This window comes from Marichromatium sp. AB32 (assembly GCF_003718675.1).
In the GTDB taxonomy this organism is placed as follows: Bacteria; Pseudomonadota; Gammaproteobacteria; order Chromatiales; family Chromatiaceae; genus Marichromatium; species Marichromatium gracile.
On sequence record NZ_RHFJ01000025.1, the window covers coordinates 37,195 to 52,777 of the forward strand.

The 15,583-nt window shown below is 68.0% G+C and carries 14 protein-coding genes and 3 pseudogenes; 10 read left to right on the forward strand and 7 right to left on the reverse strand.

Going from position 1 to position 15,583, the window contains the following annotated elements; genetic code table 11:
• The first annotated feature begins 142 nt into the window (after nucleotides 1-142).
• From EBL85_RS09445 to EBL85_RS09460, 4 genes and pseudogenes are all read left to right on the forward strand, one after another.
• Complete coding sequence (locus EBL85_RS09445; protein ID WP_123139683.1) at nucleotides 143-571, forward strand: peptidylprolyl isomerase; 429 nt, start codon at nucleotides 143-145, stop codon at nucleotides 569-571.
• A 267-nt stretch (nucleotides 572-838) separates the two neighbouring features.
• Complete coding sequence (locus EBL85_RS09450; RefSeq protein ID WP_123142780.1) at nucleotides 839-2,074, forward strand: SPOR domain-containing protein; 1,236 nt, start codon at nucleotides 839-841, stop codon at nucleotides 2,072-2,074.
• A gap of 43 nt (nucleotides 2,075-2,117) precedes the next feature.
• Nucleotides 2,118-2,333: pseudogene (locus EBL85_RS17420) on the forward strand (integrase core domain-containing protein); the annotation flags it as partial.
• A 69-nt stretch (nucleotides 2,334-2,402) separates the two neighbouring features.
• On the forward strand, nucleotides 2,403-3,005 hold the full coding sequence (locus EBL85_RS09460; protein WP_123142781.1) for a LysE family translocator: 603 nt from the start codon (nucleotides 2,403-2,405) through the stop codon (nucleotides 3,003-3,005).
• Between the two features lie 28 nt (nucleotides 3,006-3,033).
• Here EBL85_RS09460 and EBL85_RS09465 read toward each other — a convergent pair.
• Nucleotides 3,034-3,348, reverse strand: a pseudogene (locus EBL85_RS09465) (integrase core domain-containing protein); the annotation flags it as partial.
• A 474-nt stretch (nucleotides 3,349-3,822) separates the two neighbouring features.
• On the opposite strand from EBL85_RS09465, the gene EBL85_RS09475 reads away from it, so the two are divergent.
• Nucleotides 3,823-5,073, forward strand: a complete 1,251-nt coding sequence (locus EBL85_RS09475) for a transposase (RefSeq protein ID WP_123142782.1) — start codon at nucleotides 3,823-3,825, stop codon at nucleotides 5,071-5,073.
• Nucleotides 5,074-5,199: 126 nt separating this feature from the next.
• On the opposite strand, the gene EBL85_RS09480 is transcribed toward EBL85_RS09475, so the two are convergent.
• Both EBL85_RS09480 and EBL85_RS09485 read right to left on the reverse strand, forming a co-directional pair.
• On the reverse strand, nucleotides 5,200-6,135 hold the full coding sequence (locus EBL85_RS09480; RefSeq protein WP_190288064.1) for an META domain-containing protein: 936 nt from the start codon (nucleotides 6,133-6,135) through the stop codon (nucleotides 5,200-5,202).
• Nucleotides 6,136-6,139: 4 nt separating this feature from the next.
• Nucleotides 6,140-6,790, reverse strand: a complete 651-nt coding sequence (locus tag EBL85_RS09485) for a hypothetical protein (protein WP_123142784.1) — start codon at nucleotides 6,788-6,790, stop codon at nucleotides 6,140-6,142.
• A 168-nt stretch (nucleotides 6,791-6,958) separates the two neighbouring features.
• On the opposite strand from EBL85_RS09485, the gene EBL85_RS09490 reads away from it, so the two are divergent.
• The gene (locus EBL85_RS09490; RefSeq protein WP_190288065.1) at nucleotides 6,959-7,516 is read left to right on the forward strand and encodes a hypothetical protein; all 558 of its coding nucleotides are present in this window, start codon (nucleotides 6,959-6,961) and stop codon (nucleotides 7,514-7,516) included.
• Here EBL85_RS09490 and EBL85_RS09495 read toward each other — a convergent pair.
• Nucleotides 7,409-8,518 (reverse strand): glycosyltransferase family 2 protein, encoded by a 1,110-nt coding sequence (locus EBL85_RS09495; RefSeq protein WP_123142785.1) that lies wholly within the window; start codon nucleotides 8,516-8,518, stop codon nucleotides 7,409-7,411. The genes EBL85_RS09490 and EBL85_RS09495 overlap by 108 nt on opposite strands.
• A 253-nt stretch (nucleotides 8,519-8,771) precedes the next feature.
• On the opposite strand from EBL85_RS09495, the gene EBL85_RS09500 reads away from it, so the two are divergent.
• Complete coding sequence (locus EBL85_RS09500) at nucleotides 8,772-10,160, forward strand: glutamate decarboxylase (protein WP_123142786.1); 1,389 nt, start codon at nucleotides 8,772-8,774, stop codon at nucleotides 10,158-10,160.
• 38 nt (nucleotides 10,161-10,198) lie between these two features.
• On the opposite strand, the gene EBL85_RS09505 is transcribed toward EBL85_RS09500, so the two are convergent.
• Nucleotides 10,199-11,287: a linear amide C-N hydrolase gene (locus EBL85_RS09505; RefSeq protein ID WP_123141216.1), complete on the reverse strand. Its 1,089-nt coding sequence runs from the start codon at nucleotides 11,285-11,287 to the stop codon at nucleotides 10,199-10,201.
• Nucleotides 11,288-11,453: 166 nt separating this feature from the next.
• On the opposite strand from EBL85_RS09505, the gene EBL85_RS09510 reads away from it, so the two are divergent.
• Nucleotides 11,454-11,852, forward strand: a complete 399-nt coding sequence (locus tag EBL85_RS09510) for a hypothetical protein (RefSeq protein WP_123142787.1) — start codon at nucleotides 11,454-11,456, stop codon at nucleotides 11,850-11,852.
• Here the strand turns inward: EBL85_RS09510 and EBL85_RS09515 are convergent.
• Nucleotides 11,849-12,982, reverse strand: coding sequence for a glycosyltransferase (locus EBL85_RS09515; RefSeq protein WP_005222904.1), 1,134 nt, complete (start codon nucleotides 12,980-12,982; stop codon nucleotides 11,849-11,851). The genes EBL85_RS09510 and EBL85_RS09515 overlap by 4 nt on opposite strands.
• A 187-nt stretch (nucleotides 12,983-13,169) precedes the next feature.
• Here EBL85_RS09515 and waaF point away from each other — a divergent pair, with 187 nt between their 5' ends.
• Both waaF and EBL85_RS09525 read left to right on the forward strand, forming a co-directional pair.
• Nucleotides 13,170-14,231: a lipopolysaccharide heptosyltransferase II gene (gene waaF, locus EBL85_RS09520; RefSeq protein ID WP_123142788.1), complete on the forward strand. Its 1,062-nt coding sequence runs from the start codon at nucleotides 13,170-13,172 to the stop codon at nucleotides 14,229-14,231.
• Nucleotides 14,232-14,250: 19 nt separating this feature from the next.
• Nucleotides 14,251-15,378: a glycosyltransferase gene (locus EBL85_RS09525; protein ID WP_123142789.1), complete on the forward strand. Its 1,128-nt coding sequence runs from the start codon at nucleotides 14,251-14,253 to the stop codon at nucleotides 15,376-15,378.
• A gap of 96 nt (nucleotides 15,379-15,474) precedes the next feature.
• Here EBL85_RS09525 and EBL85_RS09530 read toward each other — a convergent pair.
• Nucleotides 15,475-15,583: pseudogene (locus EBL85_RS09530) on the reverse strand (IS110 family transposase); the annotation flags it as partial.

Here is a 15,583-nt window from a genome sequence, read left to right on the forward strand (position 1 = left end):
CTTCGATCGTCTCGCGTCTCCCGCAGACCGCAAGACGGCGCGATTCGTCCCCCTCCCAGCCCTCGACCCGAGACCTCCGTTCGCTCGCCTGCCGGACTGCCCCGGTCGGCGCAATGCACCCCAAACTCCGGGAGACCATCCCATGTCTGAAGCCAAGCTCGGCGATACCGTCAAGATCCACTACACCGGCACCCTCGAGGACGGCACCCAGTTCGACAGCTCGGTCGGACGCGAGCCGATCGAGTTCACCATCGGCGCTGGCGGCATCATCCCCGGCTTCGAGGAGGCCGTGAAGGGCATGAGCGTCGGTGAGAACAAGACCGTCACCATCCCCCCGGCCCAGGCCTACGGCGAGTACCGTCCCGAGATGACGCAGGAGGTGCCGCGCTCGGCCATCCCCGCCGACATCGACCTGCACGAGGGCATGGTGCTGCACGCCCAGGGTCCCGACGGTCAGCACGTCTCCTTCACCGTCAAGGCGTTCAACGACGAAGAGGTCACCATCGACGGTAACCACCCGCTCGCCGGCAAGGACCTCACCTTCGCCCTGGAGCTGGTCTCGATCTCCTGATCGCTGGCCGGGCCGCGCACCCTGCGCGGTCAGGCCAAGGGAGCAGCCGCTCCCGGCCCGGTGCAGGGACGCACCACCGCTCCACCGACGCTTGCCCTCGACCGACCAGACACCGATACTCTTCCCCCAGGACGGTCAGCCGACGGCGACAGACGCGCCCCGTCCAACGACGCCTTATCCCGAACCCAGGCCGGCGCCCGCGACCTGCTCGAACGGCGGGACAGCCCAGGCCCACGCTCGCCCAGATCAGTAGCGGGGCAGATCGTCATGGACAATACCACCACCCCCGAGCCGGACATCCAGGCCCAGGCCACATCAACGGCGTCCGACCCCAGACCCGGCGCCGAAGACGTCGCCGCCCGGACCCGGATCAGCCAACAGGCCGCGCAGATCGCCAAGCTCGCCGTCGGCGTCGCCGAACAGCGGCGCGATCTCAAGCAGCTGCAGGACACGGTGCTGAACCGGCTCGGCGACATGGACGAGGATCGTCGTCTCACCACCGCCCAGCTCCAGCGCGCCCTGCTCAACCACCGCACCCTGCTCGACCGTCGGCTGCGGCATTGGCGCACCCTGGTGTTCGCGACCCTGGTGGTGCTGCTGATCGGCATCGCGCTCGCCCTCACCCTCGCCTACCGTCAGCTCGATGCCCAACGCCAGGCGCTCGCCGAGCGTGTCGAGCGCATCGCCGCGATCCAGGGTCGTCCGAGCGGCACCCCTCAGTCCGACGCCCAGGTCCAGCGCGAACTCGATGCGCTCTCTGTCACCATCGAACAGCTCGCCCGCGAGCTGCGCGCCGCGCCCGAGCCGACGACGACCGCCGAGCCCGCGATCACTCCCCCGGCCCCGGCCCGCCCCTCGGCCTCGCTCACCGACAGCGTCGCGCTCAACGAGACGCAGCAGCCCCTGCGCCTGACCCGACAGAGCCTCCCCCCGGCCCCGGTCACGCCGAGCCTGCCGGCGGTCATCGAGACCGACGAGGCGACGACCCCGACGACCGTCGAGGCTGCGCCTCCCGAGCCGGAGCCGGAGCCCCCGGCACCGTCGAGCGTCTCAGCGGAGCCCGAGACACAACCCGCCGAGCCCACGCCCGTCCAGGCCGAGACGATCGCGCCAGCTCCCGCCGACGAGGCGGTGCCGGACGCACCGACCGAGGCCGCAACAACCGAGACCACCGAGACGCCTGCCACCCAACCGGCGCTCGACGACAACGCCCCGATCATCACCCTCGACGCACCGAGCTACGCCATCCAACTGCTCGGCGCCTTCTCCCGCGACGGATTGGAAGCCTTCATCCGCGAACAGGACCTGCCCGATCGTCTCTATTGGCGCCAGGAGACCTACCAGGGCAAGCCCTGGTACGTGCTCATCCACAGCCTCTATCCCACCCGGGCCGAGGCCGTGGCGGCGCGGAAGGCGTTGCCGGAGGGGATTCGGGGGCTGGATATTTGGGTGAGGAGTTTGGGGGTTGGGGTGGAGGTTAGGGCTGTGGATGTGGGGGGGTAGGTTGGTTTCGCTCCGGACACTATCGCTTCGATTAGGTCTATGCCAGCACGCCATCGAGCATCATCTGATCCCTCCCCCTGCAGACCAACGGCCTGGTCGAACGCTTCAACGTGCGCATTGTCGAGGTGCTGGCCACCACACGCGTCGACTTCGCCCGAGTCTGGAGCAGATCATCACTCGTCACGTCCAGGTCTATAACCAACACATCCCCCATAAAGCGCTCAGACATATCGCTCCCAATCAAGCACTCGAAGAGTGAGCGAAGAAACAGCCAGAGCTATTTAGCAAGCGGGCATATAACCTCCATGGACTGGAAAAATAAAAATACATGGAAAACCTAACAGCAATAATACTATTCGCCATTTCTTCTACACTAACACCCGGCCCTAATAATATTATAATAATGACATCCGGCATGAATTATGGAATAACGAGAAGCCTTCCACTGCTAGCTGGCATATGTGTTGGGTTTTCATCCATGCTTCTGCTCGTAGGACTAGGATTGGGCCGGATTTTTCACTTAAATCCAGAATTGTACTTAATTATAAAAATCATTGGCGTTAGCTACTTGCTGCACTTAGCATGGTTAATCGCCCGCTCAGGAGGGGACACAACCTTGAGCGATTCAAGCGAGCCTCTTTCATTCATTAAAGGCGCATTATTTCAACTTGTCAATGCGAAAGCCTGGATAGTATCCATAGGAGCAGTTGCGGCATTTACCAGCGGTGGAGCCACCTTCTACAACCAAACAATCATACTAGCTTCAACATTTTTTGCGGTATCCTTTCCCTGTGTAGGAGCGTGGCTATTTTTTGGCTCTAGCTTAAGAAAAGCTTTAAAAAATCCTGTTCGCCGCCAATTATTCAACTACACAATGGCCTGTCTATTAGTTATATCCGTAATACCTACAAATACTGTAATTACACATTGACCATAACCTCAACCAGCAAGCCACTTACTTACTTGTCAAGCCCCTTGAGATTGTAAACCCGCTTATTGAATAGCTCCGGCCGTTTCTGCGCCCACTCCTTGAGCGCTTGAATCGGAGTGATGTGCCCGAGCGCTTTCTGAGGGATATGCTGGTTGTAGACCTGGACGTAGCGGGTGATGGTCTGTTCCAGACTCAGGGCGGAGTCGAAGCGTGTGGTGGCCAGCACCTCGGCGATGCGCCCGTTGAAGCGCTCGACCAGGCCGTTGGTCTGCGGGGTTCTGGGTTTGATCAGACGATGCTCGATGGCATGCTGGGCACAGAGCTGATCGAAGCGATGCAGTCCAAGGGTTGAAAAGGGTTGAAAAGGACACCCGGTTGAAGGTTAAGGGTGAAGGTTGAAAAGGACACCCACTCGGTTGAAAAGGACACCCACTTACCGTTGACGCCCCCCGGTTGAAAAGGACACCCACTTACCGTTGACGCCCCCAAGGCGCTCTCCTACGCTTCACCCAACACCCCCAGCGGAGATGCCCCATGACTCGTCCCCGCGCCTCGCTCGTCTCCTTGTCCGATACGCCTTGGTATCACGTCGTCACGCGTTGCGTGCGGCGGGCCTATCTCTGCGGCTTCGATCGGCTGACGGGGCGGAGTTTCGAGCATCGGCGCGGGTGGATGGAGTTGCGGTTGCGTCAGCTCGCCGGGGGGGTGTTCGCGATCGAGGGTTCGCGATCGAGGGTTGAAAAGGACACCCACTTATCGTTGACGCCCCCAAGGCGCTCTCCTACGCTTCACCCAACACCTCCAGCGGAGATGCCCCATGACTCGTCCCCGCGCCGCGCTCGTCTCCTTGTCCGATACGCCCTGGTATCACGTCGTCACGCGCTGCGTGCGCCGGGCCTATCTCTGTGGCTTCGATCGATTGACCGGACGGAGCTTCGAGCATCGGCGCGGCTGGGTGGAGTTGCGGTTGCGTCAGCTCGCGGGGGTGTTCGCGATCGATGTGGCGGCCTATGCGGTGATGAGCAATCACGTGCATCTGGTGGTGCGGGTCGATGCCGATCGGGCGGCGGGGTGGTCGGATGCCGAGGTGTTGCGGCGCTGGCGGTGTCTGTTCCGGGGGCCGATGGTGGTGGAACGGTTTCTGTCGCCTGCGACACGGGCGGAGATGACCGAGACGGAGCTGGATGGGGTCGCGGGGTTGGTCGCGACCTATCGGGCGCGGCTGGCGGATCTCTCCTGGTTCATGCGGGTGTTGAACGAGTCAATCGCGCGGGCGGCGAATCGGGAGGATGGGGTACGCGGGCGGTTCTGGGAGGGGCGCTTTCGTTCGCAGGCAATCCTCGACGAGACGGCGCTGCTGGCGGTGATGGCCTATGTCGATCTCAACCCGATCCGGGCGGGGATCGCGGAGACGCCGGAGGAGAGTGCGCATACCGGGATTGCAGCGCGGATTGCGGGCTTGCGGGCGGGCGACGAGGGCACGATGACCGGACAGCAACTCGACATAGTGCACGGCTCAGCTGCTGAGCAGCAACCACCACCACCACCAGACGTCCATCCCGACTTGCAACGACCGATTCCCCAGCTAAAGACAATCACGCCCCCCGAGGCTGACGGCGCCTCTCCAGCCAGTCACATATCCACATCGCCTGAGACCGCAGGCAACGCCTCACCGAATCCAGACGCCCGCAGCGCCACCCTCTGGGAGACCGTCCTCGATCGCCTGCCCCTTGCCCCACTACTGCCCTTCGGCAACCCCGCCGAGGTCCCCGCGTCGATCCCCTTCACCTTCGACGACTATCTGACCCTCGTCGACTCGCTCGGCCGCGCCCTGCATCCGCGCAAGCGCGGGTCGATCCCGGCGGAGCTGCCCGACATCCTCACCCGGCTCGGCATCGCGCCGGAGCGCTTCGTCGAGCACGCGGGTTTCCTGCTCAAGGGGTTCGGTGCCGCGATCGGTGCGCCAGAGCGGCTGACGGCGCTCGCCGCGCAGCGGGAGTGTCGTTATCTGCGGGGTGTCGGGCGCGCCAGGGCGCTGTTCGGTCCGGGGCGGGGGCTGGCGGCCTGAGGCCGGCCAAGCGCCTGCCCGAGGTGCTGCGCATCTGAGACCGCACGAGGGCTCGGCGCCGTTCTGGTGGACATCACGACGCCCTGTCGCGCCTGGCCGAGCCTTCACCGATCAGCGCACACCGGCTCAACGCCCCCAGGGCGGGACGGCGAACGCCTGCGTCTCGTCGTCGCTGCCCGGGGGCATGAAGTCGTGGATCGACTCATCGATGAAGTAGCGCCAGAACGCCTCGGCCAGGGCGGGGTCGTGGATACTGAAGGCGCCCGCGGTCTGTTGTGCGTCGAGGAAGGCGCGATAGGCATCGAGCGGTTCCGGGCCGAGCTGTTGATAGATGATGCGCCCGCCGTACTCTTGGTGGAGTGCACGGTTGACCTTCCAGTGACGGATCAGCGCGCGGGCCATGTCGCGCTGCATGACCGCCAGTTGTTCGCGCGCGTCCGGGCTCAACCTGGTGTCGGCATCCAGTCCCGCAGCCGCCCGACCGGCGCGCAACCGTTCGAGCAGGGCAGCGATCTCGTCTGGCTCGGCGACGATGCCCTGCTCGTCGGCATAGTGCTCGAACAGGCGCCCGAGGATGATCTCCTGGAGCTGCGTGGCATCGACGTCGCGCAGCGACTCGCCGAAGAGGGTCGCGACCGGTGCCGGGGGCTCGAGCGGCGCCAGCTCGATGATGGAGCCGTCGGCCATGGTGGCGAGGAAGAGGTGTTCGTCCTCGATGACATAGCTCCGCACCCATTGGAATTGCGCCAGATAGCGCTCGGACAGGGAGCCTGGCGGGCACAGCGCCCGGGTCGTCGCGATGGCACCGAAGCGCAGCTGACCGGGCGCGTCCGACGCCCAGGTGCCGGTACCGAGCTGGCAGTCGGCGCGAATGGCTACCATGCCGTCATCGCGCAGTTCGAGACTGTACTCGGCGCCCTCCTCGGGGACATAGACCTGATCGTCCATCGACTGGATCTCGACCAGCCTCCAGGCCGTCCCCGCCAGGGGCGAGGACTCGGCCAGCGCCAGCGAGCTGACGCCGCACAGCAGCGCGATCAGCAAAATGGTCGGATATCTCATCGTCTCAGCCCCCCTCGATCGCGGCGAGTGGCACCTCGTAGACCTCCTGGCCGTCGATGACGACGGTCCAGGTGTCGCCATCGCGCGAGGCCTCGACGCTGCGGTTGGTGGCGTTGACGTAGCCGGTCATGAAGTTGATGGTGAACTGCTCACCGGCGGGGCTCTGCACCACGATCGAGGCCTGACCGTCGTCCATGCGCAGGATGCCGGCCGGGCACTGGCCGAACGCCTCGGCGGTGAGGGCGCGACAGCGCAGCAGCGTGGTGGCGTCGTAGTCGGCGGTGGAGAAGGGCCAGGTCGGGTTGTCCGCGGCGGTCGTCGTCGGGCCGCGATCCCAGTAGACATAGAGGCTCTCGTCGGGGAAGCGGAAGATCAGCCCCTGGTCGCCGAGCCCGCTCTGGCGATAGACCGGGCGGCCCGCCTGATCGCGGAAGTTGCCCACCGCCTCACCGCTCGGCGCCAGCTCGTGCACCACGCCGTCCTCGCGGGTGATGGTCACATAGCCCTGGCGCTGGCTGAAGGTACAGGGGAGCGTCTGCTCGGCACGGTCCTCCCCCGTGGGGTAGATCTCGCAGCGCGCGTCGGTCCAGTCGGCGGTGGCCGGGAGCGCCCACAGCCCGGTGACGACGACCAGCAAAAGGGGTTGAACCCGCATAATCGATACCTCCTCGTGTGATGGCGCCCTCGCGCCCGGCATGGAGAGCGGCCAGCGCGCGCCGACCCGTGCTCTCTGAGGGCCGCGCGTCCTGGGTTCAAGGCTGGTCGCGCTCGCCGAACGCCTCTAAGATGCCGCCCCTCCCCCACTACAGCGAGACTCCCCGCCGTGCTGACGACCGTCGCGCTCTATGCCCTGATCTGGCTGTCGATCCACTTCGGCGCGGGCTATCTGGCGCACCGCCTGCCCGAGCGCCTGCTCGCCGGGCTGCCGCTGCTCGGTCGCAGCTATCGCTGGGAGCTGGACGGTCGGCTCTATCAGCGGCTCGGCATCCAGACGTGGAAGGATCATCTGCCCGAGGCAGGGGCCTTCTATGCCGGCGGCTTCTCCAAGCGCAACCTGCGGGGGCAGGATCTCGCCTATCTACACCGCTTCGTGCGCGAGACCACGCGCGCCGAGGTCTCGCACTGGCTGACCTGGGCGATGGCGCTGAGCTTCTTCGTCTGGACCCCCTGGCCGGTCGGCGTGGCAATGCTGATCTATGGTGCGCTGGTCAACGCCCCCTGCATCCTGGTGCAGCGCTACAACCGCGCGCGGCTGCTGCGCGCGATCGCGCTCCTAGCCCGGCGTGCGCACCGCGATCGAGCGCCCCTTCCAGCGCACGCTGTTGCACACCAGGGTGCGATAGAGCGAGCGGAAGAAGACCGCGACGAAGAAGGCCAGTGAGACCGGATAGGTGAGCGCCGTGGCCAGCCCGAAGTTGCCGAGCCGGCGCAACAGCCACCACAGCTGCGCGACATAGGCCGCGTAGGCGATCAGCCCCGCGACCACCCAGGTCGACAGCCCCTGGCTCGCCCAGCCCAGCGAGGCGTCGACGGCGGCCACCGCGCCATAGATCCAGTAGGTGGTCATCAGCAGCATCAGCGGACCGGTGGTCATCGCCCCGCGCGCGAGGTTCTTGGTCCAGCCGTCGGCGAGATCGCGCACCCCGTCGGGATACATGCGAAAGGCGATGGTGCCGGCGCCGATGAAGTTCGAGGTCGGCACGCCGCGTCGCGCCATCTCGCGCGCCAGCGCCACGTCGTCGACGATCTCGGCGCGCACCAGACGATGCCCGCCGGTGCGGAAATAATCCGCGCGCGAGCACACCATGCAGGGACCGAAGCTGCCGTTGGCGCGCAGCGCGTCGCCGGCCAGGGTGAAGGAGCGGATGCTCGCCATCATGATGACGAAGAAGATCGACGACAGCCGCTCGTAGGCCGCGACCATGCGGTGATAGGGCTGCACCGAGACCAGCCCGCCACGCGCGGCATGGGTGGCGGCGATGCGCCGCAGTCCGGCGGGTTCGAGCTCGGTGTCGGCGTCGAGAAAGACCAGCAGGTCGCCGCTCGCCGCCTGCGCCCCGACCCAGCAGGCATGGGGCTTGCCGAGCCAGCCGGGCGGCAACTCGCCGAGACACAAGGTCTTTGCCCCGGCGGCGCGTGCCAGCGCCGCGGTGGCGTCGGTGGAGTTGTCGTCGACGACGATGACCTCGTAGTCGTCGTGGTCCTGTTCACGCAACGAGGCGAGCAGCGGCGGCAACCGCGACTGCTCGTTGCGCGCCGGGATGATCACCGACACCTTGCCCCCACCGACCGGACGCGTCAGCGGCGGGCAGGCGCGCAACCGACCGAGAAAGATGAACGCGAGGCTCCACGGCAGGAGCAGCCAGAATAGCTCGATGGGCACGGCGGATGGACTCGTTTCGGGGTTGGAAGAGGGTGACGTGCAACGCTGAACGTCGCTGACGCCACGCTGCAACTCAGGGGCGGCGGCAGTATGGCCGGGGCGGCGGCGGAAGGCAAACTTTCCACAACGGATTCAGTCGACTGCGGCCCCTTTGCCCGATCCGAATGCACACCGACGGGCGACCCGCGCACCATTGACTACGCTTGCACCTAGCGCCCCGAACCCCGGGGCGGTGGCGATGGAGGGATTGGCGATGGTGACGCGAAAGATCGAGTCGATCAGCCCGGAGGAGCAGGATGCACTGCTCGCGCCGGCCTATGCGCGGCGACGCATGCTGGAGGCGGTGCCGCGATACCGTCTGCCGGAGCACGAGATCGAGCCCGAGACGGTCTACGACCTGATCCACGACGAGCTGATGCTCGACGGCAATGCCCGGCTCAACCTGGCGACCTTCGTCACCACCTGGATGGAACCCCAGGCCGAGCGGCTGATGGCCGAGGCCTTCGACAAGAACCTGATCGACAAGGACGAGTACCCGCGCACCGCCGAGATCGAGGCGCGCTGCGTCAACATCGTCTCCGACCTCTTCCACGCCCCCGAGCAGGGGGTCGGCGCCTCGGCGATCGGCTCGAGCGAGGCGGTGATGCTCGCCGGGATGGCGCTGAAGTGGCGCTGGCGGGCGCGGCGCCGCGCCCGCGGCGAGGACACCCATCGCCCCAACCTGATCCTCGGCGCCAATGTCCAGGTGGTGTGGGAAAAGTTCTGTCGCTACTGGGACGTCGAGCCGCGCTACATCCCGATGGAGAAGGGGCGTTACGTCATCACCCCGGAGGAGGTGATCGCCCGCACCGACGCGCACACCATCGGCGTGGTCGCCATCCTCGGCACCACCTTCACCGGGGAGTACGAGCCGATCGAAGCGATCCACGCCGCGCTGGAGGCGCAGAACGCCACCACCGGCTGGGAGATCCCGATGCACGTCGACGCCGCCAGCGGCGGCTTCGTCGCCCCCTTCCTCGACCCCGAGCTGGTGTGGGACTTCCGCCTGCCGCTGGTCAAGTCGATCAACGTCTCCGGGCACAAGTACGGCCTGGTCTATCCCGGCGTCGGCTGGGTGGTGTGGCGCGGCCACGAGGACCTGCCCGAGGAGCTGATCTTCCGGGTCAACTATCTCGGCGGCGACATGCCGACCTTTACCCTCAACTTCTCCCGCCCCGGCAACCAGGTGGTGGGGCAGTACTACAACTTCCTGCGTCTGGGGCGCGCCGGCTACACCCAGGTGATGACGGCGCTGCGCGAGGTGGCCACCGAACTGGCGCGCAACGTCGCCGACCTCGGCCCCTTCGAGCTGGTCAGCGACGCCAGCACCATCCCGGTGTTCGCCTTCAAGCTGCGCGACGAGATCACCGACTACAGCGTCTTCGACATCTCCCACAAGCTGCGCGAGAGCGGCTGGCAGGTACCCGCCTACACCATGCCCGAGCACGCCGAGTCGGTCGCGGTGCTGCGCGTGGTGGTGCGCGAGGGCTTCAGCGCCGATCTCGCCGAGCTGCTGCTCGCCGACCTCGCCAAGGCCGTCGCCCACTTCGAGGGGTTACGCGCACACGACCCGGCGCCGCCCGCGCCCAGCTTCGCCCACTGAGGGCGCGCGCCGGGGCGCGCTGGCCCCGGCGCACCGGCTCAGTCGCTGCCGGAGGCGTCCATGAAGGTGAAGGGCTCGGCGGCGGTGAAATGCGCGGCGGCGTTGCCGGCATAGACATAGCCGCCGTCGACCGGCAGGGTCTTGACCTCGGCCCCGGGCGAGAAATCGAGGTCGTCGAGCGCGACCCAGAAGGTGTTGGGCGTGGTCGCCGAGGAGAAGTAATAGACCCGATTCTTCTGGTCGGCGGCCACCGACCACAGGGTCGAGGCGAGGTTGGGCTGGTGCTCGACGCTGATGCCCAACGGCACCGAGACGGCGCGCTGCACCGAGAGCACCTGGGCGACGGCCTGGTTGGCATAGGTACGATTGGGCACGGCGTCGAGATAGTCGTCGTCGAGCGACTTGGGCACCGCATCGAGCAGGAAGGAGGCGCGCGCATAGCGATCGGCGGCGCGCACCGTGCCGGGCAGGAAGGCCATACCGCCGACCCCCTGCCAATAGGTATCGATCGCCAGCTGCTCGGCATAGGGCGGCGAGTTGGTCATCACCCGGTACTCGGGGCCGTGATGGACGACCAATTCGCCGTCGAGGTACTCGAAGATCGCCGAATCGCCACTGGGGTCGGAGAGCGAGAGATGGAGCGCGGCGGGCTTGCCGTTGGGCAGATCCTTGGCGACCACCCGCAGCGGCTGCTCGGTCAGCCCCTGCACCGCCTCGGCGACGGTGGCGTAGTTGTCGAGCGCGTACTGCGCCCAGAGCGCGATCGAGAGCGGCGGCAGCGCGGCGTCCTCACCGTAGTCGGACTCGGCCAGATAGAGCAGGTTGGCCACCAGCCCCTTCTCGTTCATGCCGTCACTGGTTGCCAGATCGTAGGACGAGGCGACCAGGCTGCCGTACTTCGACACCCAGCTCGGCGAGTCCGGTCCCGCCCGGCCATCGCGCGCCATGCCGCGCGGGAACACCCAGAGCGCGGTCTCCATCGACTGCATCCAGTCCATGTTGCGACCGGTGATCACCGTCTCGTCGTCGCCGACATAGAGGGTGCGGGTACAGGCCTCGCCGCCCTGGGGCAGGCCGATACCGGCGGCCAGACAGGCCGCGGCGACGGTCGTGATGCGCTTGCTCATACACAGGCTCCTGCGGTTGCGATCGGAACACCATCGGGTCCAGAGCGTTAAGCATAGCAGCACCACGAACGAACGCAGGACCAGCATTGACGAGACGCTCGGTGCGACTTGCCACCGACCGTTCGCACCCCGATCATCCGTCAACATCGACCAGCCAGGAATCGTCATGACTTCCCCCAAAGAACCACGCGACGACACCCCGGAGACGTCCCACCCGGCCCCCGGTGCTTACGGCATCCGCGGCAGCGCGACCCCGGAGTCGCTGATCCTCGAACAACTCAGCCAGGGTCCCAAGGCCCAGGCCTGCCGACGCTCCAAGGCGGCGCTGCACCAGCTCATCCGCGACGCCGAGCAGGCGCACAAGGCGCGCAGTCGGGTCGGCACCGAGACCTGTCCGCAGTGCGGCCAGCCCCACCTCGCCCACTATCGACTCGCCGAGCGCTTCCATCTGCTCGAGTGCGCGCACTGCGGCCACCACGGTCGCGGCACCAGCGCGACAGCGGCGCGCGCCGATGCCGAGTCCGGCATCGGCAGCGGTCGCGATTGGCGAACAGCGCCCGGCTAGCGCAGCCCGAAGACCTCCAGATAGCGCCCGGCGCTGGTCTCCAGACGGTACTCGGCGACTGCCTCGCGCAACCGCTCGGCGGGCAGCGGCCGATCGAGGGTGCGCTCGATCGCCTCGGCCAGGGCCGCGACGTCGCCGACGGCGACCAGCGGGCCGTACTCGCCGCCACGGGTGATCTCGCGCGGACCGCTGCGACAGTCGGTGGCGACCACCGGGGTGCCGAGCGCGAGCGCCTCGGTGAGCACGTTGGGCGAACCCTCCCAACGCGAGGACAGCGCGAACAGCGCGGCGCGGGCGAGGAAGCGATAGGGGTTGGACTCGAACCCGGGCAACGCCACCGCCTCCGCCACCCCCAGCTCGGCGGCCAGACGCAGCAAGCGCTCGCGCTGACGGCCCTCGCCGAGGATCAGCAGCCGACACGGGCGTGTCTCGCGCACCCGGGCGAAGGCGCGGATCAGGGTCTCGAAGTCCTTCTGGGTACGCAGCCCACCGACCCCCATGATCACCGGCTCGGCGCCGGGCGCGAACCAGGGGTGGTCGACCTCGGCCGCGGCCAGTGCCGCCAGTTCCGGGGTGATGTTGGGGTTGCGGATCACCCGCACCCGCTCGCGCGGGATGCCGGTGATGGCGACGATGTCCTCGGCCACGCCGTCGGAGACCGCCACCACCGCGTCGGCGCGACGATAGAGCGCGCGCAGCCGGCGCGTCTCGCGCCAGCGCCACAGCCAGCCCTTGCCGCGGGCGCGCCAGCGCTCGCTCATCGCGGTGCCGGGACGCAGCACGTAGCGGGTGTCGCCGCCGAGCCGACGCTTGACCGCGAGCGCGACCCGGTCGTCGCGGGTCTTGGCGGTGAGCACCGCCGCCGGGCGGGTGCGCGCGACCAGCTCGGCGAGAAAACGGGTGCGCGCGCGCAGCCCGCTCGCCGCGAGCACGTGCACCCGCACCTCGGGCGGCAGGGTGTCGACGAAGGGCGCCCCGGCGTCGTTGACCACGAAGTCGACCGGATGGCCGTGCCCGGCGATCCCGCGGGCGATGTTGACCATCATCCGCTCCACCCCGCCGTCGCCGAAGCTGGGGATGAAGAGACACACGGGGCGGGGGCTCGGCTGGCTGGGGGTCGCTGGGGTCATGCTCGGGGTCCGGAGGCTGGCGGTGGGCCGACGCGTGGCCGGCGGGATGGACATCATTATGGCGAAAACCGGCGGGGTCCGGACAGCCGCGCGGCGCCCGGCGATTTCTGGGATCATAACGACCATCAGCAACCCCGCCGGTCGCCCCGGCCGGACACCATCGTTGCGCCGAACCCGATCAACCGACATGTCACCAAGCCCAGATCCCAACGCCCCGCGCATCCTGCTGGTGCGCCTCTCGGCCATCGGCGACGTGGTCTTCGCCTCGCCGCTGGTCGCGGCGCTGCGCCGCAGTCATCCACACGCCCACATCGCCTGGCTGGTCCAACCCGAGTGCGCGCCGCTGCTCGCCCAGCACCCCGACCTCGACGAGGTGATCCCCTGCCCGATCAACCGCTGGCGCAGACTGGTGCGCGAGCGTCGCCTGGGCACGCTCGCGCGCGAGCTGCGCGCGATGCGCGCCGAGTTGCGCGCGCGCCGCTTCGATCGCGCCATCGACCTCCAGGGGCTGCTCAAGAGCGGCATGCTGACCTGGTTCAGCGGCGCGCCCGAGCGCATCGGTCTGGGCTCGCGCGAGGGCAGCCAGTGGCTGATGACCCGCACCGTGGCGCGCGACGGTCCCTACAAGCGCATCGGCTCCGAGTATCTGCACCTGGCCCGGACCCTCGATCTCGCCGTCGAGCCCTTCGCGATGGCGGTGCACCATGGCGAGGCCGAGCGCGCGTGCGTCGCCGAGCTGGTCGCGCCGGCCGGGGTCGGGGCGCGGCTGGTCGCGCTCAGCCCCTTTACCACCCGGCCCCAGAAGCACTGGATCGAGTCGCGCTGGGCGGACCTCGCCGAACGGCTGCACCAGGAGCTGGGGCTCGTCCCGGTACTGCTCGGCGGCCCCGGCGACCGCGCGGCGGCGGCGCGGATCGGCGCGCGCTGCAAGGCGCCGCTGCTCGATCTCGCCGGCGCCACCAGCCTCACCGAGGCCGCCGCGCTGATCGACCGCGCAGCGCTCGCGGTGGCGGTCGACACCGGGCTCGGCCACATCGGCATCGCCATGAACACCCCGAGCCTGCTGCTGTTCGGCTCGACCTGTCCCTATCTCGACACCACCCGCGACAACGCCCGGGTGCTCTATCACCCGCGCCCCTGCTCACCGTGCAAGCGCCATCCGAGCTGTGAGGGGCGCTTCGACTGCATGCGCGAGATCACCGTCGAGGCGGTGGTCGAGGCCGCCCGCGAGCTGCTCGCCGATGACTGAGCCGAACCCTGAGCGGACATTGCGCATCCTCCACGTCGAGGGCGGGCGTCATCTCTACGGCGGCGCCTTCCAGGTGCTGCACCTGCTGCGCGGACTGCACGCGCGCGGTCATCACAACCTGCTCGCCTGTCCGCGCGGCTGCGACCTGGCCCGGGCCGCGGCCCCGGTGGCCGAGGTCCACGGCATGCCGATGCACGGCGACGCCGACCTGCTGATGGCCGCGCGGCTGGCGCGGCTGATCGACCGCACCCGGCCCGACCTGGTACACCTGCACAGCCGCATCGGCGCCGACGTCATGGGCGGCATCGCCGCGCGGCTGCGCGGGGTGCCGGTGATCCACACCCGCCGCGTCGACAACCCCGAGCCGCGCTGGCTGGTGGCGCTCAAGTACCGGCTGCACGACCGCGTGGTGGCCATCTCCGAGGGCATCGCCCGGGTGCTGCGCGACGAGGGGCTGGCGGCCGACAGGCTGCGCGTGGTGCGCAGCGCGATCGACCCCGCACCCTATGCCGGGCCCTGCGCGCGGGCGCTGATCACCGCCCGGCTCGGGCTACCCGCCGACGCGCTGATGGTCGGGGTGATCGCCCAGCTGATCCGGCGCAAGGGCCATGCGATCCTGCTCGAGACCCTGCCCGCGCTGATCGCGCGCCACCCCCGGCTGCACCTCTGCTGCTTCGGTCAGGGACCGGAGGCGGCGGCGCTGGCCGAGCGTATCGACGCGCTGGGGCTGCAGGGCCGGGTCCATCTGTGCGGCTTCCGCGACGACCTCGCCGAGATCCTGCCCTGTCTCGATCTGGTGGTGCACCCGGCGCTGATGGAGGGACTGGGGGTGTCGCTACTGCAGGCGGCGAGCGCCGGGGTACCGATCGTCGCCAGCCGCGCCGGCGGCATCCCCGAGGCGGTGCGCGACGGCGAGAACGGGGTACTGGTCGAGCCGGGCGACGCCGAGGCGCTGGGCGCGGCGATCAGCGCCCTGCTCGCCGACCCGGCGCGTCGCCGTGCGCTCGGCGCCGGCGGTCAGGCGCTGATGCGCCGCGACTTCTCCATCGACGGCATGGTCGAGGGCAACCTCGCCGTCTACCGCGAACTGCTCGCCGAGCGCGCTGGGAATCACAACCGCCAAGACGCGAAGCGCACAAAGGAATGATCGTCTTTGTGCACTTGCACTTCGCGCCGGTATCAAACGTGCCCGAAAAGCCCGGCGACCGTGAAGATGGCAACCGCAAAGATACCGTCTTTCCCGTCAAGCCGCGGAAGCGTAATCGGGCTGGTAGGGACGACGGTTCTTGAACACACCGAAGCAGATGTGGGCGAGTTTCCGCATGGCGGCGCCGAGGGCGACCATCTTGGGC